This window comes from Ruegeria sp. C12, assembly GCF_056537745.1.
Window position 1 is genome coordinate 221,711 of sequence record NZ_JBQFSA010000009.1, and the last position, 22,016, is coordinate 243,726.

Below are 22,016 nucleotides of genomic sequence, written 5' to 3' on the forward strand. Positions count from 1 at the left end.
TTCCGACCGACGCATAAAACCAATCCGCGTTGTCCACGACAACCCACTGCAGCACGCACTTGTCCGCTAACGGCCCATTCCTGCCGTCCAGCGGACACCTTCGATGCTGCGGTGCAGCCCGTCAAACCTGCCGTTCGCTACAAGTACAACATAGGGTATCGGTCGAGCGAACAGTTCGCGGATTTTCTGGACCTTCAGCCCAACGCCTCACACGCGCGTAAACGGTCCCAACCGTGCCTTCCCAGCAGAGTCAAGCGCCGCATCGGAGCTTGACCGAAGCGGCCAATAGTCAAACTCGGGCACACGGAGTTGTGAAAGGTTGAGCACACGATACTGAATTTTAGGTGAAGTCTGTTATCTGTCCCTAAAAAATCCAGTTCTATGTCGCAAAAAAAGTATTTAGACAGGCAATTCCGACTTGGATTCGTCTATCTGCTCAATGTCAACCTCGGCCAGCGAAGAAATGACGCAATCCGCAGCCGTTAGTTCACTCTCGTGATCTTCATGAAGAAGACCTACGCAATAGAAACCACCATTCTTTGCCGCTTCGACACCGGAAGAGGAATCCTCGATCACGATACATTCATCCACTTTAAGCCCCAGCCCGCTGGCGGCGGTGAGGAATATATCAGGGTTGGGTTTCCCTTTTTCGACATCGTCGCCTCCGATAACAACCGGAAAGGCATCCAACAAACCAGCTTTTTCGAGAACGGCTCGGACATTGGCGCTGCTGGAAGCGGCCGCCAGCCCGTAACCCTCCGACTGGCATTGTCTTACGAGGTGCACAGCAGCATCGAAGACACGAAATTCGCCTCGCTCGATCATTTCAACATAATAGTCATTTTTTTTGTCTGCGGCGGTTCTGACTTCATTCTCCGAATGCCGGGTCATGACCGCGCGCGCGCCGTCATAACGAGGGCGCCCATCGACAAGTCGCCGGTATTCCGCCCTTCCAAACTCATACCCGTATTCTTCGAACATGCGTTTCCAAGCAGCAAAATGCGCCGGTACGGTGTCGACCAAAACACCATCGAGGTCAAAGATCAGTCCTTTGATCGGCATGCTGAATCTCCTGGTTCGAGCCTGTGCAAGAAACACGTAGCATGTAAGGATTTTTCTTCAATCGGCTGGCATGTGAATGTTTATATGGCATAGTTATTCACGCTGTCAGGATCCTGCTAACGAACAATATTGAACAAATGATCGACGTTAAAAAACTTCCATTTGAAGAACGCGCCCAGTGCGCTGCCTATATGCGCGCAACGCACAACATGTCGCAGGTAGAGATAGGAGCAATTCTTGGTGGCCTGTCTCAACCGCATGTATCGCGGTTACTGAAACACGCTGAACGCCAAAACTACTTGGTCATCGAACAACGCTTCGTCAAAGAACAATTCTCAGACGAGTGGATTGCCCAGATGGACGAAATGCTGGCTCCTTCAGGGTTGAATTCTGATCTGAAGCGATATTGCAACAGGAACAAGCTTAGACCGCCTCGGCTTGGGGTGTTTGAAAGCGGCCCGGGGAACACCGAGGCTGCGCTGTCACAGCGCCGTACCAGGTTTGGACGAACCGCATCCGGACGATTGATAGAACTGATCGAGAAATCGAACGTCATCGGCGTTGCGTGGGGTCGAACAATTAAGTCTCTGGCAGAAGGGATTGCAGCCTCAAGGCAGCCCATAGATAAGTCGCAAAAGACTGAGTTTGCAGCGGTTTGCGCAGAATTGATGTCGCTGGCTCAGCATGGATACTCTGCCAGCCGGCTTGCCGGAACGTTTGATGAGCTATTTAACGATCAGCCGGAGGATAGCCCTCAGCTCACTGGTTTCCCGGCATACATACCCCGTCACTACGATGAGACCATGCGCCGTTCCATTTGGCAGTACATCTCTGACACCCCGGGATTTCACCGCGTGTTTTCGGGTCCAGACGCATTGATTGATAAAATGGATATGTTGATTTCCAGCGTCGGGTCTTCAAACACTCCGGTTCTGGGCAGTTTTGAAGAGCTGGTTCAGGCTGGCGGGTTAAGGGCTGACGATCTCCGGCAATTGGTCGTCGGGGACCTTGGCGGTATTTTGATCCCGAGAACCGAAATTTCACAGGCCAAGATGGACCTGATTGACGAGCTGAACGGGCTGTGGACCGGGATCAAAACAGAGCATGTCAAAGCCATCGCAGATCGGGCATTTGACGATCCTGATCAAAGTGGTGTTGTGGTCGTCGCGATTCAGAAGGAACGAGGCGATACGGTATTCGAACTGATCACCCGGGGACTTGTTAACGAATTGCTCATCGATCACGCGGCAGCGGAACAACTGCACACGCGCGTTGCTGAGGCTCTTGCAGACTGACGATAGCACCTCGGCACACCTTGACCATTCCTGCGAGAAAAATCTTGGTTGTCACGCAGGCTGCGGTGCTAAGACCGCTTCCTCTCCGGCAATCAAAGTACCAGGATGGCCCATCACCTCGATATCCTCTTTCGTGCCGGACGGAGCAATCAGCTTAAACCGACACTCGTTATGAGAAATCAGAACTTCGACGTCATTCCCCTGCCACTTCAGATTAAACCGGATGCCGGACCATGCCTCGGGCAGCCAGGGTTTGAACGTCATCTTGCCGTGCTTGACCCGGAACCCGCCAAACCCACAAACAAGCGACTGCCAGGTGCCACCGGCCGATGCGATATGCATCCCGTCCTGTGTGTTTCCCTGATTGTTGACTAGATCAACAAAGGCAGAACGTTCGAAATAGTGATGGGCCGAGGAAATGTCGCCAACTTCAATCCCCATGATCGAATGAATGGCCGGGCTGAGCGATGATTTGTGCATCGTGCGTTTCTCATAAAACGCATAGTTCGCCTTTTTGATTTCGTCTGAAAACTCGTCGGGCAAGAGATAGTTCAACATGATCACGTCAGGTTGCTTGAGTAGCATCGAGCCATTCAGTGAAAAGTGATCATGCCCCTCCGGGTAGACCGGCATACGGTTTTTGTCCCATTCGGTGATGGGAATGTCCTTGAGCTGGAAATATCCTTCAAATTGCTCAATCAGATTGCGGGACGGGTCAAAGGGAACATAGATTTTTTCGGCCGTTTCCAGCCAATTATCCACTTCCTTTTCTGTTAAATCTAACCGAATCCGCAATTCGTCATGAACCGCTGACGAGGCCTCGCTGAACTCTTTGAAAACACGTGCGGATTGCTCCAGATGCCATTTCGCCATTCGGTTGGTGAACGTGTTGTTGTCGACATGCTCGTGAAACTCGTCCGGCCCAATAACGTTTGTCAGCTCGTACCGGTCCATGTCTTTGTTCCATTCCAGTCGACTGATCCAGAACCGGCTGGTCTGATACAAAACCTCGGCCCCGAAATCGCGAAGGAAATCTTTGTCTCCGGTCGCCGCAACATAACTGAGGATGCCATATGCCACACATGCGGTGACGTGAATCTCTTCTTCTCCGGTCCAGATCCGGTTCGCGCCGTCCGCTGTCCATTTTGGCGTTGTCTCCACCCCGGTATCAGCGGATTCCCACGCGTACTGCGCGCCCTTAAGCCCATTCATGCGGGCATTCTCAAGTGCGCCGTTCAACGTATTGTAACGGTATTTCAGAAGGGCTTTGGCCGTCTCCGGCTGCGTGAATATATAGAATGGCAGCAGGAAGATCTCGGTATCCCAGAAAACGTGACCTTTGTAGCCTTCCCCAGACATGGATTTGGCGCCGATGTTCGCGCGCGGGTCGTTTTCGTTGGCTGCTATAAGCAAGTGATAGATGTTGAAGCGCATCGCCCGCGTTGCTTCAGGATCACCCGTCACCACACAATCACAGGAATCCCATTTTTTGCGCCATGCTGCGGCACTTTCGCTTAGACATGCGGAGAACCCTTTGGCATGCGCGGTCTCCAGAGACGCTTCGCATTTGGCTGCCAATTCCGCGCCGTTCAGATCTCGCGATGTATAAATCGACACCAGCTTTTCGAAAGTCAGACTTTGCCCGTTGAGCGCCTCGACAGAAATGGTTTGCGAAACCTGCTCATAATCAAGGTTTGCGCCTTTGAACTCGCTAAAGGAAGGCCAATCCAAGGCAGACGACATGCCAATCGAAATGCCAGTGTCCAGAGTCAGAGCTTCGATATAGGACGCATCACTGCTTGCATGTGACTGAGTGACCTTCAGGTGTCGGCTTTTGGCCCATTTTTCCCATTTTACTTCGGGATGGAAATCCGGGTTTCCCTGATAAGCTGGCAATCGATCCAGATTGTATCGATGGGCATCAAGGGCGCTTTCGACAGTGATCTCGGACGAGTGGTTTTCCGGAGTGACGATCAGGCGAATGCCACAGATGTGCTGATCGGCAAAACTGGCAAAGCGGATGCTGGTGATGCGAGTGCGACGGCCTGTGCTATCTTCAAACAGGGTATCGCGATGCAGAAATCCGGTCTGCAGATCTAATACCCGCCTGTGTTCGACAACATTACACGTCTGGACGTCCAGAATTTCACCTTCCACACGAACCCGAAATGGCAACCAGGTCGGCACATTGACCTGATCGATCACCGTCGAGTCATGGTGATCGTAAACACCGGCCAGATAGGTGCCAGACAGCTCTCCTTTGTGGCCTTCTTCCAGAGACCCACGCGTGCCCTGATAGCCGTTGCCGACCGTGAAAATGGTTTCCTTGAAGTTCGCTTCATCCAGATTGAATTGAGTTTCTTCGATCAGCCAGTCGCTACTGCTCAGCATCGTCTGCATGTCAGGGCTCCATTCGGGTGATATTTCGGATAATTCAGTCGCCGTAGGTTTCAGCAATCTGACGTTCGGTTTCTTCCAGTGATCCGTAGACATCCAGCTCGCTGCTCGAGCAGCGCTGCGCTCCTGCACAGTTTCCGAACTGGCAGGCTGTGACGAAATCGCCAGTCTTGAGGTAGCCAAAAGCCAAACCACCAGCAAAGCTGTCACCGCAGCCCGTGGTGTCGACCACATCCTCGACAAGCACCCGCTTGACCAGATGTTCCCGCATCCGGCCAGTCGCGTCCTTGTGGTAGACGGCGCAGCCGTGTTGATCCAGCGTGACGTAGAGCGCCTTGACGCCCAGATCCAGGCAGTGTTGCGCGAACTTGGGCAACTGGTCCATCGTGAGTTCGCTTATGTCCTGCAACTCGTCAGAGCCGTATTCCCCTTTGAACCAACTGCATTGAGCCTCTTCCAGATTCATCTTCAGAAGGTCGATATGCGGAAGCCAGCGATCCCGGTCGATCCAGAACTTATGATACCGTTCTCCATGCGCTGAACACCCGCTGGTGGGACCATGCGCATCAAATACAACCAGACCATCGCTGTTGGCCTTGATGTATCGGATCGTTTCCAACGGAACCTCGAAATCCGTGATTGGAACGAAAACGAACGCGTCGCAATCCATCAGGTCTTTAATGTCTTCGGGCAGGATCGGGTTCATGAAACCCGTTTGCTTTTCGTTGCGATGGTTCTGATCGACGTAGACCAGATCGATCACCGCGCCCTGATCGGCGTCGCCTGTAACATGGCTGACATCCAGATACGGAAACTCAGACAGCAAGTTGCGAACATTGTCGACGTCCGACCTGCGCACATGGCTGACAACGTTGATCTGCGAACCCGGACCGGCCAGCGAGGACATACAGACCGCCGTATAGACTGCGCAGCCAAATTTATTGAATTTCTCACCCTGATAGCTGGTGATATTGTCCCTTGGGATCGGGCCAAGGACTGCGACGTTGATCTTGTCAGACATTTCGGTCCCTTGTTTGTATTCGCTGTTTTGCCGACGTTCGTATGCGTGACTATAGCAGCTTCAGTTCTGATAGATTTGTTCGCTGGTATAGAAACCGCCATCGATCACCGTGCTGTCGATCGTATCTTTTGACACTGGGAAAACAGGTGTGATAACCGTCGGGATTTCCGCGAAACCATTGTCGATCAGCGTATGCTCACCGATCAGTTCGCTGATTTCGGCATCTGGGGACTGCGCTATTTTCACGGCAATATCCGCCGCCTCATAGGCCAGGGGCTTGATTTGCTTCCAGATTTCCAGCGCCTGTATGTCATTGGCCACCATTTGAACATTCTTCAGATCAGCATCTGACCCGGCAACAAAGACCTGATCAGCCGATGCCAGATCCTCATCCGACAATGCTGCCAGAACCCCAAAGGCAAGCCCGCTGTTGTTGGCGATGAACGCATCGATGTCGTTGTCATATTCGACCAGTAGGTTCTCGGCAGTGTCTCTGGCCATATCGGGAGACCAGTCTACATGGCTGCGATCCGCAACAAGCTCGAGCCCAGGATGATCGGCAATCACTTTCAGCACACCGCTGCTGAGCGCTTCGGCATTGGCATCACCAGGCTGACCGCGGATCAGGGCGACCCGGCCTTTGACCTCACCGCGGGTATCATTCAGCCAGTCCACCATCGCTTCGGCCTGAAGCTGCCCGACAGCCCAACTGTCCTGCATAACCATGACGTCAAGCGGCCCGTCCTGCAGCATCGAGTCGTACCCGACGACTTTGACGCCTTGATCGTGGGCCAAATCAACAAGGGCACCAGCGGTTGCAGTGTTGACGGGTTGCAGGACCAGAACGTCCACCCCCGATTCCAGCATTTCCTCAACCTGCTGCAACTGACGCAATGGATCATTGCCGCTGCTATCAAAGATCACATCTGCGCCTTGGGATTCCGCGCGTGCAATGAATAGGGATTTGTCAGTCTGGTATCTGGCTTCCTGCATGGTCTTGAGCAGGAACCCGATTGTAGCGTTGTCCTGCGCTGCCGCGATCATTGGTAGCGATGCGGATAGAAGGCCGGCCAAACCCAAAGCTCTGAGGCCGTCTGTGCGTAAGGTTGCTAAAATGGACTGGACCATCGCTTACCTCCCAACTGTCATTCAAGTTTTCGGGGATTTTGGCTTTGCCCCTGGTGCGTGTTACCGGGGGCAGGCCAGCAACATTATTTTTTCTGCATCACATCGAACCAGACGGCGAGGATGATGATCAGGCCCTTGATGATCAACTGATAGAACGTGACCACACCAAGCAGGCTCATGCCGTTGTTCAGGACGCCGATCAGCAGAGCCCCGATGATGGTTCCGCTCACCTTGCCCGAGCCACCCGCCAAGCTGGTGCCGCCGATAACAACGGCCGCGATCGCGTCAAGTTCGAACATGGTTCCGAGGTTGGGTGAGGCACCGTTCAGACGTGAGGCCAGGATGATACCAGCCAGCGCCGACAGGACCGAAATGACCGTATAGACAATCATCTTGGTGCGGACGACGTTGATGCCGGACAGCCGAGCCGCATCCTCGTTTCCGCCAAGTGCATAGAGGCGGCGACCAAAGCGGGTGCTGTTCAGCGTATAGATCCCGGCAAACGCAATGACTGCAAAGATCGCAACAGGAACGGGGATCCCCTTGTAGCTGGTGAACACGTGGAAGGCCAAAGCAAAACCACCAATCATCACGGCCCCGTTGACCAGCAGCTCTTGCATGTTCACTTCGACGCCGTGAGCTTTGCTTTGTTGGACGTCCCGGAAGATCGAATAGACAGCAAGCGCAGCACACACGATCAGTACGATACTGGACATCATCGGCGGGATATAAGCACCACCAATCAATGGAAACACATTACTCGTTACCGGTACAGAACTGCCGTTGGTCAGGGTCAGAGCCAAACCGCGTGCAATGGTCAGCATTCCAAGGGTTATGATGAATGGTGGTATGTTGAACTTGGCTATCCAGAACCCGTTCCACAGACCTATTCCGACACCCACGATCAAAAGGGTTGCAGGCACCGCCAATATTGTCGGCACGCCCCATTGCATCATGAGCGTACAGACGACCGCTGATAACCCGACGACAGAGCCAACGGATAGGTCAATACCCGCAATCAGAATGACCATAGTCATGCCTACGGCAATGATCCCGATGATGGTAACCTGACGGGACAGGTTGCTAAGGTTCCTCGCGGTGAAAAACGCGTCGTCGGCAAAGCTGAGCCCGACGACAAGCACGATCAACGCAATTAGCGTCGCGTTGTCCTTTATGAAGTTTATCAGGTGGTTTTCCTTGGCGCCATTGACGCCAACACCTGCAACGTTGCTGTCAGCACTCATTTGCTTCCTCCCTTATGCGCTGCCGGTGGCATACGCCATGATTGCTTCTTTCTTCGCGTCGTCCCGTTCAAAGTTCGACACGATCTCGCCTTCGCACATCACCAGTATCCGGTCGCACATGCCCAAAACCTCGGGCAGTTCCGATGAGATCATGATGACCGTGACACCTTGCTGGACCAATTCGTTCAGCAGCTTGTAAATCTCGACCTTGGCGCCGATATCGATCCCGCGCGTAGGTTCATCCAGAATGAACACATCTGGGCGTGAGTTCAGCCACTTACCCAGAATGACCTTCTGCTGGTTGCCGCCGCTGAGCGTGCCAATCACCGTGTCGATCGAGGGTGTTTTGACTCCAAGCTGGTCGACATATTCCTTAACGACTTTGCGCTCCTGCTGGGTGTTGATAATGCCCAGAACCTTGGAACTGATCGTCTCAAGCGAGGAAATCGTCGTGTTGAAGGAAATGGATTTGTCCAGAAACAGACCCAACGCCTTACGGTCCTCGGTCAGCAGCGCGATGCCGGCATCAATGGCGTCCTTCGGCGATTTGATGTCCAGCTTTTGCCCGTTCAGCTTCACTTCACCGGTGGTCTGGTTTGGATAGGCACCGAATACACCGCCAACCAGCTCGGTCCGGCCAGCGCCCATTAGCCCGGAGATGCCCAATATCTCGCCTTTGCGGGCAACGAAGCTGGCGTTCTTGACCAGATAGCTGCCAGGCAGATCGGGGTTTGTGACGGACAGATCGTTGACCTCTAAAGTCACCTCACCCGGAGTGAAATCAACCTTGGGGAACATGTCCTTGATGTCGCGCCCGACCATTCGGGCGATGATCTGATCAAGCGTGATATCCGCGATAGGCGTGACTTCACCGATGGTCTGGCCATCGCGCAGAACCGCAATCCGGTCGGCGATCTGCTCGATCTCTTCCATCTTGTGCGAGATGTAGCACATGCAGACGCCGTCGGCTTTCAGCTTGCGGATGATACGGAAGAGATCCTTGACCTCCTTATCCGTCAGTGCCGACGTAGGTTCGTCCAGCACCAGTATCTCTGCCTTGAGCGACAGCGCCTTTGCAATTTCGACCATCTGCTGTTTGCCCACGGTGATATTCTGCACCAGATCGGTCGGGCGAATGTCGTTGATGCCCAGTTCGGTCAGCAATTTCTGAGTCTCGGCAAAGGTTTGATTCCAGTTGATTCTGCCCTTGGCATCGGTGAACTGGCGATCCAGAAAGATGTTCTCGGCAACCGAAAGGCCGGGGATCAGGTTGAGTTCCTGATAGATGATGCCAATGCCGGCCGCCTCGGCCTCTTTCGTATTCGCGAATCGGACTCTTTCGCCGCGCAGAAAGATATCGCCTTCGTAGGTCGGATACGGCCACACGCCGCTGAGCACTTTCATCAACGTGGATTTGCCCGCTCCGTTTTCTCCCATCAACGCCAGAAGCTCGCCCGAGCGGGCTTCGAAATTAACATTGTTCAGGGCGCGAACTCCGGGAAAATCCTTGATAATACCCTGCATTTTCAGGACGACTTCAGACATGCTTTTTCCCATCACATTCAGAAAGGTGTTTCGGACATTCCCCACCCTGACCGGCAGTCTCGCCGTGAGGGGTTAAGGAAGGAGGGCACCATGAAGCCGCGCGCGGGGAGTACACGCATAGGGAGCCAAATGGCGAAACGCCCTCCTTCAGGAAACAGTCCTTGGGATCAGTTCCCGTAGACCTCTTCCTTGGAGTAGAAGCCGCCAGCGATGATCGTGTCATCAATGTTGTCCTGTGTCACAAGCGTGATCGGAGTCACGATTGTCGGCACATCGGCGAAACCGTTGTTGATAACCTTGTCCACCTCGACCAAATCGGCGGGCGCGGTGTCCGGATCAGCAGCCAGAGCAACGGCCACTTCTGCCGCGGTTTCAGCCAAAGGATCGATCTGCTTCCAGATTTCAACGGCTTGCTTGCCTTGCGCAACATATTGGATATTGGCCAGGTCGGCATCAGATCCGGCCACAAACACTTTGTCTGATGACGCCAGACCCTGTGCTTCCAATGCCGCGATAACACCACGGGCCATGCCGCTGTTGTTGGCGATAAATGCGTCGATGCCGTTGCTGTTTGAAGTAAGCGTGTTTTCCGCAGTCGCCATTGCCTTCTCGGATGACCAACCTTCATGCGCCTGATTGGTCACCAGTTCCAACCCCGGGTTCGCTTCGACAATCTCCAACACACCGCTGCTCATGGCAATCGCGTTGGAGTCGCCGGGTTGACCTTGAATCAAGGCGATCTTGCCGGACACCTCTCCGTTCTTGTCCTGCAGCCATTCGACCATGGCTTCGCCTTGCAGGCGGCCCACGGCCCAGCTGTCTTGCATCACCATCGCATCCAGCGGCCCGTCCACGAGCATCGAGTCATATCCGACGACGCGCACACCTTCGCTGTTTGCCATGCTGACCATGCTTCCGGCGGTACCGGTGTTCACAGGCTGCAACACGATGACGTCTGCGCCCTTGGCAAGCATGTTTTCAAACTTAGCCAGCTGAGTCAGCTCGTCATTGTTCGCTGAATCAAAGATAACTTCGGCGCCCAGTTCCTCTGCTTTCGCAGTAAACGCGGCGCGGTCACGTTTGTAGCGCTCTTCCTGCATGGTTTTCAGCAGAAAGCCAATTTTGACATCGCCTGCATACGCTGTCCCGGCAGTCAGTGCGACAGCGGCGACAGAAACCAAGGCGGCTCTACGGGTAATGGTCTGCATCAGGGACATATTTCCTCCAGTGTATGTTCCTTGGCTGCCGGGCCAATTGGGCCGACAACGCGAAATGCTTCGCAAATTGTGCTGGGTGCCGGCTAACCGGTGAGAACAAGCGTCAATCTCAAAGCGATAACGCTAACATAGCGGTGAAGATTGAGAGGAGAATTTGTATATTTAGAAAGCATAAATATTCACAGCGCAGTTGGGATCCCTGCGCCCAAAGGGATTTTACATATTTAACAACACCATAATAGGTTGCCACTCACTAATCGAAAACACTGAAGTCTCTTGGTCAGGCCGCGACAGAGTTGTACCGTAATCGCGAAGCGGGTTGTAAAGCCGCGAAATCGGCAATCAAACATCCTGATGAGATCGCCAGGCCGACACCGTCTGGTGTTTTCTCTGTTGGCGTGCTCAAGCGGACCAATAGGTCAATTCATGCAACCGCTGTCGAATGGCCGCTAACCAAGAATGCGAATGGCTATTTCGCGAGAGTAGCGAAGGTCTGCTTTCCGCCCGTTGCCTGTAGCCCCCCCCCTTAAAACTTTCCCGCGGAAAAATCTGATTACCCCCGCCGGTCCCTTGGCTTAATGCCCGCAACTTTTGATACCCCCCCTCGGGGTTTTAGCTCGGCAATGCGATGGCACTGTGTAACCTGTCCTAGCCGAGCTCTTCACCATTCGTTGCCGTGACCCATTCGAAGAATGCGAGGTAGCGAGCTGTGTCTTCGTCTTTCGGAAAGCGCGAAGGCAACAGGTAGTTCCCAGCTCTTCTCAGCAATTGCAGAAGCTCGATGTCGTCACCCGGCCAGTGGTTTTCGAACCAGAGCTTCCAACTCGCCAGAGCACCGCGCTCAAGATCGGATATCAGGAGGCATGAAATCGACCGATCAACCGCGCTGCTGTCTTTTATGTTCTTTCCTTGGTTCTTATAGGGGGTGACAGCTGTGTCACCCTTGAGCGACAGCAATGTCACCTCCCGGGGCGACAGGCTGTCACCCCTGCTGTCACCCTTTAGGTCGGGCAGGCAGATCTGGTGCGCCCGGTGCGCATTCCGAACTTTGACCCGGCGAAGGTATCCTGCCTGTTCCAGCATCTTGACGTATCGCTGCACTGTTCTCTTATCGACGCCCAAACGCTTTGCCAGTGTCGCATTTTTCGGCCAACAGCGCCCGGTTTCCTTGTTCACAAAGCTATCACACAAACAGCTAGCCATTTGCTTGGCACCACGTGACAGGTTGCTATCTTCGTTGACCTGCCGTTTCCAGATGAACCGCAACTTGCCGAACGCGGCGGTGTTCTGAGGCTTTTCCATTTGCACTAATCTACACCGTGTTTTCTTCGATCCAGGCATGGATGTCTGCCAGCCTATAGCGAACCAGGCGACCAACACGCACAAAACGTGGGCCACTACCCCGAAGCGCACTCAGCTCCAAAAATCGTTTAGATATCCCAAAACGCTCTTCAACCTCGACTCGCGTCAACAGCCGATCTCTTTCAGTTTCGCTCGTCGCCATCTCGTTTCTCCTGCTACGCTGATACTGCGTGCAGTGTCGCAAGACCGAACTCGAATGTCGTGTCCGTATAAATCAGCAAAAGTGATAAGAAATCGAGGATAATTATTTTTGATTATAAATCAATGATTTATTCATCTAATGCCCGCCTTATTTTTCTCGCAAGCCTTTTGATAGCAGCGTCACTCCCATGATTGGGAGTCTTGTCGCGGTGAATGGCAACTAGCTCTCTCGCCGCCGCTCTAGCACTGTTTACCACCCCATCGCGAAGCATCTGAGCTCCTTCTTCAACAAAAGGTGCATCTAATTTCTCAAAACCAGTTCCTTTTGGACGCCCGCGCGGCCGCACCTTGACCGGACGCTCTTCGCTTGTTTCAACGCGATTGGCCGTTTCCTCCTGTTCAGTCGAATTGGATTCAGCAACCAGCATGTAATCTGCCAACTGCTCTGCACCAACAAACATCCAGGTGCTCTGCCCTGGATATGGATCGGAGTGTGGGTAGCTCTCTAACCCTAACTCACTTTCTGCTATTCCAAAGCCGTGAAGATAGGTCGCCCTGTCGATTTCATAGTGGCCGCTTGTGCCAAAACCCGTACCTGGCATCATGGGAACATAAATGCCTGTATCTGTTGGCATGAACCCAATCCAGTGTCCTCGCTTGTGCCCTTCTTGCAAATGCCGCCAAAAGATCTGGCGACATTCGTACTCTGCTCTCGCATAAGGTCGCAAGACTTGCGACAGATAGGCCTCACTCAAGAACTCCCGATCTGGGATAGGCAGCCCCGGGCACAAATGCGCACCGCGACGCGCTGGCCGTCTGCTTTCAGGTTCCGGAGGCGAGTCGTAACGGCCTTCGTGACGATCGTCCCTCTCGCGCCATTTGAGAAACAGCCGCTGAGTGTGCTCCTGGTGTAGCTTTGCTGCAGCCCCAACTTGGCCTTCAATCTCTGGACGACACAGAGAGCTAAGCCCGCTGTGCCACTGCAAGCTCTGGCCATTCAACGTCGGTGCTAAACGCCCATTCGGACAGATCCTGTGTGTAACGTTCCGAAAGACCGCAAGATCGATCTTCGGCTCACCCAACGCGCAGGCTGAATAGTCCCACAAGATCTTATCATAGGGGCCTCGTTTGCGGCGTGGTTGCCCTTGAAGGTCCGCTCTCAATGGTTTCCATGGGTAGATCTTTTTGTCCTTTGACACCGAAGCGACCTCCTGTTTGGCCATCAATCAAATAGCTGTCCGCTTCCGCTCAATACGAGCGCTGAGTTCGTCGCACACTGTGTCCATCGCCGGTCTAAGCGCATCGAGGGACGGTTTCACGTAGCGTTGTCCGGTGATCGAAAGCGGAGTGTGGTTCAGCAAACGGCCAACTATCTCTTCGAGTATCCCTGCCTCCATTGCGACCGTTGCAAAGGTCCGACGATGGGCATGGCTGGACCATTGCATACGTTCAGGCCCTTTCAGATGGCCTGTGGGGGATTTGGGTGACGGAAACACCCATTGCCTATGCAGACCGCGCACAGGGGCCAGTATCTCGTGATGCACCTGTGAAATGGGAAGATCAAAGCTGCGACCATTCTTTGTCATCGGCAAATGGATGTGATCTTCATGGATATGGTTCCATTCGAGCGTCAGTGCCTCGGTTTTGCGAAAGCCTGTGAACAAAAGCAGCTCGTAAAAGATCTTGTGGATGGGGTTGTACAGATCGTCCACTGATTGGCGCCAGATACTTAGGTCCTCGATGATCGCGCCCTCTGGCTTTTCTTCAAACCACTCAATAGCCATCGTTGGGCTTTCCGGCAGATCATGGATGCGCCGTGCATGGTTCCAGACCGTCCGAAAGTATTTCAGCGTATGATTTGCCGAAGATGGCGTTGCTGCCATGGATCTGTGACGCTCAACCACCATCGACTTGGTTATCTCATCCAGCGGCAGTCGCAGCCAATCTTTCAAATGTAGCTCGAACTGCTGACGCACCCCGGATCGGTGAGCCTCAGACCGAAGTTTGGGACGTGCCAAATAGGTTTCCATGGCTGTCTCAAGCGTCGGCGCTCCGATCTGTATACGCTTGCCCGCTCCCCTGCCCCAGTCAAGCGCATATCCCAGTGCAGTTTGTCGAGCAGTATCTGCGGAAATCATCGGGTAGCGCCCGATCAAAACACGCCGCGTTTGGCCTCCAACGTCTTTCTGGAAGTACCAGGTCTTTGACTGTTTCCCGACGAAGAGCACAAGCCCCTTTATCTCGCCATCCCAGTGCTTAGCGGTGCCCTGTTTTGTCTGCGGAACCTTGCGTGCGAATGTCTCTGTGAGCTTTGGCATTTTATCGGCTTTTTGTCGGAAACGGTATGATAGCAGCTGCTGCCACATGATACGTGGTGCAACATATTATTGAACTAAATGAAAGATATAGCAACTACACGATACTCAGTGAAACTGATCATCATTGCTTGGAAGGCAGGGGCTTTACCATTAAGCTATACCCGCTCACGGTTTGGCTTTCCTATGTGAAGGTCAAGTGGGCGTCAAGAGCGATCTCGCCCCAGTATGCGTTGGTCTGATTTTGGGGTTTTGCCAGATGCTGTGACATCAGCTTTTGTCGGCCAGACGCCAGACCTCCTGCTCATCAAATCCACGGATTGCCTTGGACCCCATTGGCTCGAGGTCGAATTGATCTTTGAGAATATCCGCGACCTCATCCTGAACCGTGATCTGCATCGGATCCGAGAATTCCTGAAGCCGTGAAGCCAGATTAACGGCGGGGCCGAAGATGTCGTAGACATATTTCTGAATACCCACCACGGACCCAACGACAGACCCTGACGCCAACCCGATGCGGCACCGCCACTGATGCGGATGGCTGAGGTTGCGGCGGTTCAGGTAGCGCACAAACCGAATGGCCGTGTTGGCAATCGCCTTGGCATGATCCGGCGTCGGATCAGGCAGGCCCGCCACGGTAATATAAGCATCCCCGATTGTCTTGATGCGCTCACAACCAAATTGCTCACCAATGCGATCAAAGGCGCTGTAGATATCGTTCAGTTCCGTAACGGTAACGCTGGGTTCTTGCGCGGCGACCATTTCAGTGAACCCGACGAAATCCAGCATCAGGACGGATACCGGATCGTATAGCTGCGGCGTGACGACGCCGAAGGTTTTGTATTCTTCGTAAACCGACCGTGGCATCAGGTTGAGCAGCAGCTTTTCGACCTGCTCTTTTTCGCGCTTCAACTCGCGCGTGTTGCGCTCGACCATCATCGAATAGGAATCGATCATGGATTCCAGCTCTTTAATGCGGGTGATGTTCTGGCAGACCAGAACTAGCACGTCATCATGCGCCACCGTGAAGTCGAGCGCGATGACCAGCGTTCGGCGCTTTTTCTTGAAACTGATCTCGGACGTATGCCGCCCAGTCTCATGCAGGCTTTGCTGCACCGCGCTGGTATCAAGATCTGGAAAAAGCTGTTGCAACTGGTCCGACGGGGTGTCGCCGCTGAACCATTCGTCAAACGTGTCGTTTCGAAAACCGAACTGCAGTGTCTGGCGGTCGAGCAGGGCAACGCCCACGCCAATGGCGCGAAGCAGTTGTTCGTTTATGGCTGCAATAGTCATGGCTTACCTACAATCAGAGGGCGCCGTTTCGCGAATTCGGCGACAACGGCCGCAATATCTTCTGTAGCCACGTTGTGTTTTTGCAAAGCGTCTTGCAACACCGTTTCCAGTTCATCGAAATGCGCATTCGTGATTTCAAGGTGAGAATGCAGCTGGCGCAACTGGTTGTCTGTGTAAGAAGCCGGACCGCCTAGCAGCGAGGCAATGAACTTGGTCTGGTGATCGACCATCTTGGTCATGTCCACATGATCGAAGAAGGGGCCAACCTCATCATTGTCCAAAAGCGTGTCGTAGAATGAGATCACGATCTTGCTGATCTTCGAGAACCCGCCGTATTTCTCGTAAAGTGTGCGTTCAGCCATTTCGAAACCCCTTTTGACAAACTGATAAAGAAACGCGACCCAGATGCCTTGGTCGCCAAGTCTCAACGCCCTCGGGTGCAAAACCGCAAGAGCGTTGAGTTTCCATGTCACACCGTCAGCGATGCTGGGCGATGACTTCGGCATATTCGGACGAGATGCACAGGGAACCGTTGGTCGAGATGTCGAACTTTTCGATCAGCGCCATAAGGTCGGCCTGCAATGCCGCCTGCCCCGTTTCGTCCAGCGCATCAAAGGCCTTTTGCATGGGGCCATAGAACGTCCGGAAGTATTCCAGGAAATGCTCGGCCGAGCGGTAGCGGAACATAAAGTTCTTGCGCCGGAAGGAAATAACCTCGCACTTGTCTCCAAAGGTGTCCTCGACCCAGTCCTGTTTGCCCCACATCGCGGGGGAGTTCACACCAGCGGGCGGCGGCACATGCTTGCCGATGGTCTTGAACAGTTGGCCGATAAAGCTTTCGGGTGTCCAGTTCGCCATGCCGATCTTGCCGCCGGGTTTGACCACGCGCTGAAGTTCGGCCGCGGATTGCTGTTGATTGGGCGTGAACATCACCCCGAAGGTGGACACAACCGCGTCGAACGACTGATCCGCAAAGGGCAGGTTTTCCGCATCCGCCACCTTGTAGGTCACGAACAGGCCCTCTGCCTTTGCGCGTTGGCTGCTGGCCTCCAACAGCGCCTCGACATAGTCGGTCGAGGTCACGTCGCAAAAGCGCCGCGCAAAGGCCAGAGTGGCATTGCCATTCCCGGCCGCGACATCCAGCACCTTGGCGCTTGGGGTCATGTCCATGGCCTCGGCAAGCTCTTCGCCGGTGATTTGAAGGGTGACGCCAACCTTGCTGTAATCTCCAGATCCCCAGGCAACGTTTTGCTTGGCCTTGATTGCCGTAAAGTCTGTTGTAGAGGCGATAGCTGTTTGAATACCCATGATTTTGTTCCTTTTGATGGTATGCTGGCCTGACACCAGCGGGTTTTGAAAAATTCGCATCGTCACATGCGGGTTAAGCAGCTTTCCGATCCGGCCAGCTGATATTCATGACGGGCCGTTCCGCACTGGCCACGTGCTCAAGAATTCTTGGGTTGACCCAGTCGGGCTGGAAGACCGGTGCCATATGGCCCAGCTCTGGCAGCAGCGCGATCCGTGCGTTGGGCAGGGCCTTGGCGATCGCAACCGACGTGTGCTGAGCGATTTCCGGAGATTCCAGACCGGTCATGACAAGCGTCGGAACTTCGATCCCGGCCAAATCCTTCAATGTCCAGGTCTCGGCAAACCCATTGGCAAAGTCGGTCATGATGGACGCGATCATCCCGCTGAACCGATCTTGCGCAGGCGCTGGAAGCGCATCCCAGAACCCCTTTTGATTCCAGAAGTCCAGGAAATGACGCATACCCGCAGCGGGATTGCCGTCTGCTGCCGACGCCGTCACCATGGCCGCAACCAGTTGAATTTGCCGAAACAGGTCCTTGCTGTCTTCAGTCCCATGCTTGAGGAAATGAAAGGCGGCGGGTTCGTAAACCGTAAGGCTTTTCACCAGATCCGGGCGCATCAGCGCGATCTTGATCGCGATACCGCCACCGTTGGAATGCCCAACCAGATGGACAGGGCGACCCATCGCTTCGATTTCGCGGATGACCGGCATGGCGGAAACGGCCGCACCGGTCCGGGACGCGTCACCTGTAAGGGGCGCTTGGCCATAGCCGGGCAGATCAAAGGCGTGAACCGAAAAGCGGCCGTCCAGATCCGCTGCCAGCGGCCCCCATTGCCCGCCGTTAGAAGCAGAAGAATGCAACGCGACAATAGGAGCGTTGGTGAGTTCAGAAGTGTTAAATGAAATAGTCATCGTACTTACCCAATTGCGTTTGTGATGGGCAATAACTGACCTTTCATTGTTTCAATGTGATTTCTGAATGCGGCGCAAAGTGTTTCAGTTGTTGCTTGGTGAAGTGGTTCACACAACTGGCTATCCGGTTCGAAAACAACCAGCTTTCGGGCTGAAGCTGGCGCGGCGGAGCGCGCTGTGAAACAATTGAAACACAAGAGGCCGATTTTGAAATGGCACTGAAACAATGGTATCTTAGAAAATCAGGATGACGATGGGCATGGCGAACAATCTTGAAGAGATTGAGAAGGCACGAGACCTTCTTCGCGACGCCATTGAATCGCTCAAGGAAGGGTTCGCCCTTTATGATGACGACCGTCGCCTTGTGATGTTCAACCAGCGCTATGCCGAAATGAACAAGGGGGTTGCCGATCTGCTGGAGCCCGGTCTGGATTGGGAAATCCTTATGCGCGAGACCGCGCGCCGGGGGATCTACGCTGACGCCATAGGCAACGAACAGCAATGGGTTTCAGACAGGCTGGTCAACGGGATCGAGTTCATTCAGGATTTTGAACTGACCGAAACGGACGGGCGCACCTATCTGGTCTCGGTCCATCCCACCAAGCTGGGCGGCTTTGTCGTCACCCGCGAGGACATTACCGACCGCAAACAGGCCGAGGTGGAAGAACGCGACGGCGATCTTCTGATCCGACAGGTTCTGGACGCCAGTTCGGCAGTGGTGACAATGGCCCGGATTGGCGACGGACAGATCCTGTATCGCACGCCGGCGGCCCTGCAGATGTTCGGGCCGTCCAGATCTGCGCGAGAGCACTATCTGAACCCCGAAGAACGCGCGGATTTTATTACTCTGCTGTTGGCTGACGGTCAGGTCGAAGATTACAAGCTTGATCTGGTGAACGCGCAGGGTAAGACTTTTCCGGCGTCCATTTCTTCGCAATTGATCGACTACAAGGGCGAAGAGGTCATCGTCACCAGCATCATCGATCTGACTGTTCAGAAAGAAGCCGACGCCCTGATCCGGCAGGTGATGGAGGCATATCCGGCCGCTATCAACATGACGCATGCCGACACTGGCGAGGTTCTATTTGCCACGCCGGAAATCAAGGCGCTGTTTGGTGACAACAAAAGTTCCAAATCCTACTACGCAGACCCCGAAGAACGGGATCGCTATTTAAAGGACCTTCGACAAGCAGGTGCGCTGAAAGACCGGCGCATGGAATTTGTGGATGCAAAGGGGCGCAGGTTCTGGGGCGCGGATTCTTCGCGCCTTATTGAATTTAACGGCGAAGAAGTCATCGTTTCCAATACCCGCGATCTGACGGACGAACTGGCAATCGAAGCAGAACTTGAAAAACAGCGAGAGCTGCTGTTCCAGAACGAAAAGATGTCCGCTTTGGGTGAGCTGCTGGCAGGCGTCGCGCATGAACTGAACAACCCGCTGTCAGTTGTTGTGGGCCACTCGCTGATGCTGAAAGAAGAGATTACGGACCCCGACCTGACCGCCCGGATCGAAAAAATCGGCAGTGCCGCGGAACGCTGCGCCAAGATCGTGAAGACTTTTCTAGCGATGGCACGCCAGCAGCCCAGCAAGATCGAACAGGTCGATGTACCCGGTATGATCGAAACCGCCGCAGATGTTGCGGGCTATGGCAGCACCTCGGGCGAGATCAGCATCACACGCAACCTGCCCGCCGATTTGCCGCCGATTGCCGGGGACGCCGATCAACTGACGCAGGTCATCCTGAACCTGATATTCAATGCAGAACAGGCCATGACTTCCAGCGGTGTTGGCGACCGGATCACCCTGTCGGCGGCGGCCAATCCCGGCGCAGGAATGGTCGAGGTGACGGTCGAAGACAACGGCCCCGGAATTCCCAAATCCATCCGCCCCCGCATTTTTGAGCCCTTCTTCACAACAAAAGAGGTTGGCGACGGAACCGGGATCGGGTTGGCCTTTTGCCACCGGATCGTGCTGTCTCATGGCGGGCAGATCAGGCTTGATCAAACTGTCCTGTCGGGCACCTGTTTTCGGATCACGCTGCCTGTTGCGGTGTCCAACACAGATGAGGCTGATGAACCGCACGACCCAGTCCCGACCGTGGCTCAACACCGCGTGTTGGTGGTGGATGACGAGGTCGAGGTGGGCGAGTTGAATGCTGAAATTCTCAGGAGAGAAGGCTTTCACGTCGATTTCGTCTCATCTGGCGAAGAGGCGCTGAACCGCCTGCAATCCGCCGCTTATGACGTTTTCCTGAGCGATCTGAACATGCCTGACGTAGATGGCCGTAAGATATACGAGGCGCTGGTGTCCCGCTTCCCCGACATGCTGCCCAGAACCGCATATATCACCGGCGACACGATGGGCGAAAGCTCCTTGGGGTTGTTGCAGGACTCCGGCCTGCCCTATCTGGAAAAACCGGTCTCGCCGACTGAGCTCAGAACACTTGTCGGGAAGCTGATTGCCGACCGGAAGGACAAAGCAGATGGATAATCAAAAAACCCATATCCTGGTTTGCGATGATGAAATCGACGTGCGCGAAATGCTGCAGGAATACCTCAGCAAACGCGGCTACCAGGTGTCGGCGGCATCCGGAGGCGAAGAGCTTCGGGCAATTGCTGCCGCTGAACCCGTGGACGTCATGATCATGGACATCAATATGCCGAAAGAAGACGGCCTTTCGATCCTGAGGTCCCTTCGCCCCGAGAATACAACTCCGGTGATCATGCTGACCGCAGCAGGCGACGTGGTGGATCGCATCATCGGCCTTGAAATGGGGGCCGACGACTATCTGGGCAAACCCGTTGACCTGCGTGAACTGGAAGCCCGGATCAAGGCCATCCTGCGTCGCGGTTCGATGAATGACAGCGCGCCTTCTGTAAAACCCGGTGAAGACTACGCGCTTTTTGGCGATTACACTTTGGATAAAGAGGCAGCAAAGCTTCTTTCCTCGGACGGGACCGAGGTTCAGCTCACGGCGATGGAGTACAGTCTACTCAAGGTCTTTGCGGAAAACAAAGGGCGTGTCTTGAACCGGGATCAGCTACTGGAACAGGCCCATGACCGCACCTGGGACCCTTTCGACCGCAGCATCGACATCAGAATCTCAAGATTACGCCGCAAGCTGGAGACCAACCCCGAAAAGCCTGAAATCATCAGGACCGTTAGGGGAATTGGCTATTTATATGATCCCAAGTGATTGGCGGTTCTTGGGGGCTGTGCGCAAGTTGCATTACACGGCACCATTTATGTCGATCGCGCAAGCGCTTTAAACCCCGAATTCTAGTGTAACTTACCCGTCGACTGGTTAGGCGCGGCTTCAAAGTATTGCCAGAGGTGAACGGCGTACGGAAAGACTATTCCGGGAGGAACAGGTTCAACCTGTGCGCTCTGAAGCGGCTCGTCTGACACTGCGTTCGACTGTAATGGTTTCGGGCGTAGGAATTGCACCTTTGACTATCAGGTCATGGTTTGAAGGGACCGTGGCTGCAGTGGGGCCGCGAAAGCCCTGATAACGACGAGGTGAAGACGTTAAGCAATTGATCCAGTGGATCAATAGTAGTCTGAACGGGCTGGGTTGGGGTTTTCTGACACTGGTTGCGGGAGCAGGATTTGAACCTGCGACCTTCAGGTTATGAGCCTGACGAGCTACCGGGCTGCTCCATCCCGCGTCAGAGTCAGATTTGTTTCGATCGTAAGAGAGATATGGGCTTTTACTAGGTTTGGCGGTGACCTACTCTCCCGGGGCTTAAGCCCAAGTACCATTGGCGCGGCAGT

18 protein-coding genes and 1 tRNA gene are annotated in these 22,016 nt (G+C 54.2%); 3 read left to right on the forward strand and 16 right to left on the reverse strand.

The window, feature by feature from the left end; all coding sequences use genetic code 11:
- Positions 1–399: 399 nt before the first annotated feature.
- Positions 400–1,062 (reverse strand): HAD family hydrolase, encoded by a 663-nt coding sequence (locus ACR0C9_RS18340; protein WP_480781636.1) that lies wholly within the window; start codon positions 1,060–1,062, stop codon positions 400–402.
- A gap of 137 nt (positions 1,063–1,199) precedes the next feature.
- Here ACR0C9_RS18340 and ACR0C9_RS18345 point away from each other — a divergent pair, with 137 nt between their 5' ends.
- Positions 1,200–2,357 (forward strand): sugar-binding transcriptional regulator, encoded by a 1,158-nt coding sequence (locus ACR0C9_RS18345; protein ID WP_480781637.1) that lies wholly within the window; start codon positions 1,200–1,202, stop codon positions 2,355–2,357.
- Between the two features lie 51 nt (positions 2,358–2,408).
- On the opposite strand, the gene ACR0C9_RS18350 is transcribed toward ACR0C9_RS18345, so the two are convergent.
- The 14 genes from ACR0C9_RS18350 to ACR0C9_RS18415 form a co-directional block, all read right to left on the reverse strand.
- Positions 2,409–4,757: a glycoside hydrolase family 65 protein gene (locus ACR0C9_RS18350; RefSeq protein ID WP_480781638.1), complete on the reverse strand. Its 2,349-nt coding sequence runs from the start codon at positions 4,755–4,757 to the stop codon at positions 2,409–2,411.
- Positions 4,758–4,791: 34 nt separating this feature from the next.
- Entirely contained in the window at positions 4,792–5,775 is a 984-nt protein-coding gene (locus ACR0C9_RS18355) for a carbohydrate kinase family protein (RefSeq protein WP_170451114.1), read from the reverse strand.
- 60 nt (positions 5,776–5,835) lie between these two features.
- Positions 5,836–6,819 carry a substrate-binding domain-containing protein gene (locus ACR0C9_RS18360; RefSeq protein ID WP_480627354.1) on the reverse strand — a complete coding sequence of 328 codons (984 nt, stop codon included), beginning with the start codon at positions 6,817–6,819 and terminating at the stop codon, positions 5,836–5,838.
- A gap of 167 nt (positions 6,820–6,986) precedes the next feature.
- A complete protein-coding gene (locus ACR0C9_RS18365) occupies positions 6,987–8,147 on the reverse strand; it encodes a sugar ABC transporter permease (protein ID WP_217354249.1) in 1,161 nt (386 codons plus the stop codon).
- A gap of 12 nt (positions 8,148–8,159) precedes the next feature.
- On the reverse strand, positions 8,160–9,692 hold the full coding sequence (locus ACR0C9_RS18370; protein ID WP_170451118.1) for a sugar ABC transporter ATP-binding protein: 1,533 nt from the start codon (positions 9,690–9,692) through the stop codon (positions 8,160–8,162).
- Between the two features lie 167 nt (positions 9,693–9,859).
- Positions 9,860–10,909: a sugar ABC transporter substrate-binding protein gene (locus ACR0C9_RS18375; protein ID WP_480781639.1), complete on the reverse strand. Its 1,050-nt coding sequence runs from the start codon at positions 10,907–10,909 to the stop codon at positions 9,860–9,862.
- Between the two features lie 648 nt (positions 10,910–11,557).
- On the reverse strand, positions 11,558–12,211 hold the full coding sequence (locus ACR0C9_RS18380; RefSeq protein ID WP_480781640.1) for a helix-turn-helix domain-containing protein: 654 nt from the start codon (positions 12,209–12,211) through the stop codon (positions 11,558–11,560).
- 10 nt (positions 12,212–12,221) lie between these two features.
- Positions 12,222–12,413, reverse strand: coding sequence for a helix-turn-helix transcriptional regulator (locus ACR0C9_RS18385; protein WP_480781641.1), 192 nt, complete (start codon positions 12,411–12,413; stop codon positions 12,222–12,224).
- A gap of 127 nt (positions 12,414–12,540) precedes the next feature.
- Positions 12,541–13,167, reverse strand: coding sequence for a hypothetical protein (locus tag ACR0C9_RS18390; RefSeq protein WP_480781642.1), 627 nt, complete (start codon positions 13,165–13,167; stop codon positions 12,541–12,543).
- A gap of 471 nt (positions 13,168–13,638) precedes the next feature.
- Complete coding sequence (locus tag ACR0C9_RS18395; RefSeq protein ID WP_480781646.1) at positions 13,639–14,730, reverse strand: tyrosine-type recombinase/integrase; 1,092 nt, start codon at positions 14,728–14,730, stop codon at positions 13,639–13,641.
- Positions 14,731–14,997: 267 nt separating this feature from the next.
- Positions 14,998–16,020, reverse strand: a complete 1,023-nt coding sequence (locus tag ACR0C9_RS18400; protein WP_170455018.1) for an adenylate/guanylate cyclase domain-containing protein — start codon at positions 16,018–16,020, stop codon at positions 14,998–15,000.
- Entirely contained in the window at positions 16,017–16,382 is a 366-nt protein-coding gene (locus tag ACR0C9_RS18405; protein WP_170455020.1) for a group I truncated hemoglobin, read from the reverse strand. The genes ACR0C9_RS18400 and ACR0C9_RS18405 overlap by 4 nt, the downstream gene beginning before the upstream one ends.
- A 115-nt stretch (positions 16,383–16,497) precedes the next feature.
- Complete coding sequence (locus ACR0C9_RS18410) at positions 16,498–17,328, reverse strand: class I SAM-dependent methyltransferase (RefSeq protein WP_170455022.1); 831 nt, start codon at positions 17,326–17,328, stop codon at positions 16,498–16,500.
- Positions 17,329–17,401: 73 nt separating this feature from the next.
- Complete coding sequence (locus ACR0C9_RS18415) at positions 17,402–18,241, reverse strand: alpha/beta fold hydrolase (protein ID WP_480781643.1); 840 nt, start codon at positions 18,239–18,241, stop codon at positions 17,402–17,404.
- Positions 18,242–18,500: 259 nt separating this feature from the next.
- Between ACR0C9_RS18415 and ACR0C9_RS18420 the strand changes: the two genes are divergently transcribed.
- Positions 18,501–20,732, forward strand: coding sequence for an ATP-binding protein (locus ACR0C9_RS18420; RefSeq protein WP_480781644.1), 2,232 nt, complete (start codon positions 18,501–18,503; stop codon positions 20,730–20,732).
- Positions 20,725–21,438, forward strand: coding sequence for a response regulator (locus ACR0C9_RS18425; RefSeq protein WP_170624502.1), 714 nt, complete (start codon positions 20,725–20,727; stop codon positions 21,436–21,438). Before ACR0C9_RS18420 ends, ACR0C9_RS18425 begins: the two co-directional genes overlap by 8 nt.
- Before the next feature lie 395 nt (positions 21,439–21,833).
- Here the strand turns inward: ACR0C9_RS18425 and ACR0C9_RS18430 are convergent.
- Positions 21,834–21,910, reverse strand: a tRNA-Met gene (locus ACR0C9_RS18430).
- Between the last annotated feature and the right edge of the window lie 106 nt (positions 21,911–22,016).

What these genes read in the sequence shown, in the direction of transcription:
- ACR0C9_RS18385 (WP_480781641.1), bottom strand. Translation starts at nt 12,413, where the DNA reads ATGGCGACGAGCGAAACTGAAAGAGATCGGCTGTTGACGCGAGTCGAG.
- ACR0C9_RS18425 (WP_170624502.1), top strand. Translation starts at nt 20,725, where the DNA reads ATGGATAATCAAAAAACCCATATCCTGGTTTGCGATGATGAAATCGAC.
- ACR0C9_RS18340 (WP_480781636.1), bottom strand. Translation starts at nt 1,062, where the DNA reads ATGCCGATCAAAGGACTGATCTTTGACCTCGATGGTGTTTTGGTCGAC.
- ACR0C9_RS18365 (WP_217354249.1), bottom strand. Translation starts at nt 8,147, where the DNA reads ATGAGTGCTGACAGCAACGTTGCAGGTGTTGGCGTCAATGGCGCCAAG.
- ACR0C9_RS18355 (WP_170451114.1), bottom strand. Translation starts at nt 5,775, where the DNA reads ATGTCTGACAAGATCAACGTCGCAGTCCTTGGCCCGATCCCAAGGGAC.
- ACR0C9_RS18345 (WP_480781637.1), top strand. Translation starts at nt 1,200, where the DNA reads ATGATCGACGTTAAAAAACTTCCATTTGAAGAACGCGCCCAGTGCGCT.
- ACR0C9_RS18405 (WP_170455020.1), bottom strand. Translation starts at nt 16,382, where the DNA reads ATGGCTGAACGCACACTTTACGAGAAATACGGCGGGTTCTCGAAGATC.
- ACR0C9_RS18410 (WP_170455022.1), bottom strand. Translation starts at nt 17,328, where the DNA reads ATGGGTATTCAAACAGCTATCGCCTCTACAACAGACTTTACGGCAATC.
- ACR0C9_RS18380 (WP_480781640.1), bottom strand. Translation starts at nt 12,211, where the DNA reads ATGGAAAAGCCTCAGAACACCGCCGCGTTCGGCAAGTTGCGGTTCATC.
- ACR0C9_RS18415 (WP_480781643.1), bottom strand. Translation starts at nt 18,241, where the DNA reads ATGACTATTTCATTTAACACTTCTGAACTCACCAACGCTCCTATTGTC.
- ACR0C9_RS18375 (WP_480781639.1), bottom strand. Translation starts at nt 10,909, where the DNA reads ATGTCCCTGATGCAGACCATTACCCGTAGAGCCGCCTTGGTTTCTGTC.
- ACR0C9_RS18370 (WP_170451118.1), bottom strand. Translation starts at nt 9,692, where the DNA reads ATGTCTGAAGTCGTCCTGAAAATGCAGGGTATTATCAAGGATTTTCCC.
- ACR0C9_RS18400 (WP_170455018.1), bottom strand. Translation starts at nt 16,020, where the DNA reads ATGACTATTGCAGCCATAAACGAACAACTGCTTCGCGCCATTGGCGTG.
- ACR0C9_RS18395 (WP_480781646.1), bottom strand. Translation starts at nt 14,730, where the DNA reads ATGCCAAAGCTCACAGAGACATTCGCACGCAAGGTTCCGCAGACAAAA.
- ACR0C9_RS18350 (WP_480781638.1), bottom strand. Translation starts at nt 4,757, where the DNA reads ATGCAGACGATGCTGAGCAGTAGCGACTGGCTGATCGAAGAAACTCAA.
- ACR0C9_RS18360 (WP_480627354.1), bottom strand. Translation starts at nt 6,819, where the DNA reads ATGATCGCGGCAGCGCAGGACAACGCTACAATCGGGTTCCTGCTCAAG.
- ACR0C9_RS18420 (WP_480781644.1), top strand. Translation starts at nt 18,501, where the DNA reads ATGGCGAACAATCTTGAAGAGATTGAGAAGGCACGAGACCTTCTTCGC.